This window comes from Mesorhizobium sp. M4B.F.Ca.ET.203.01.1.1 (assembly GCF_004791025.1).
GTDB lineage: Bacteria > Pseudomonadota > Alphaproteobacteria > Rhizobiales > Rhizobiaceae > Mesorhizobium > Mesorhizobium abyssinicae.
Map to the genome: position 1 here is coordinate 1 of NZ_SRUO01000150.1, position 344 is coordinate 344.

The following is a 344-nucleotide window of genomic DNA, read 5'->3' on the forward strand; positions in this document are numbered from 1 at the left end:
CCGCCGCATAGATGTGCGGGTTGCTGGTTCGCAGATAATCATCCACCTTGATGCCGTCGGCGTCATGGGCCACGTCCGCCTCTTCGAGGCCGAGACCATCGACATTGGGTGAACGGCCGACGCCGGTGATGATCTCGTCGACGGAGATCGTCGTCGTGTCACCATCCCGCATCAGGTCGGCGAACTTGGCGGCACCTTCCCTGCGCACCGCCACAACTTCGGTGTTCAGGCGCACCTCCACCCCCTCGCGCGGCAAGGCGTCTGAAAGAATCTGCGCGGCGTCGCGCTCCTCGCCGGGCAGGAACATCGGATCGCTCTGCGCCACGATGACCTTGGCGCCGAGA

The 344-nt window shown here is 64.8% G+C and carries 1 protein-coding gene; it reads right to left on the reverse strand.

Annotated features, from left to right (window positions below; genetic code table 11):
* Window positions 1–344, reverse strand: a 344-nt coding sequence (locus EN846_RS34065) for an FAD-dependent oxidoreductase (RefSeq protein ID WP_189587205.1), incomplete at both ends; no start/stop codon positions are given.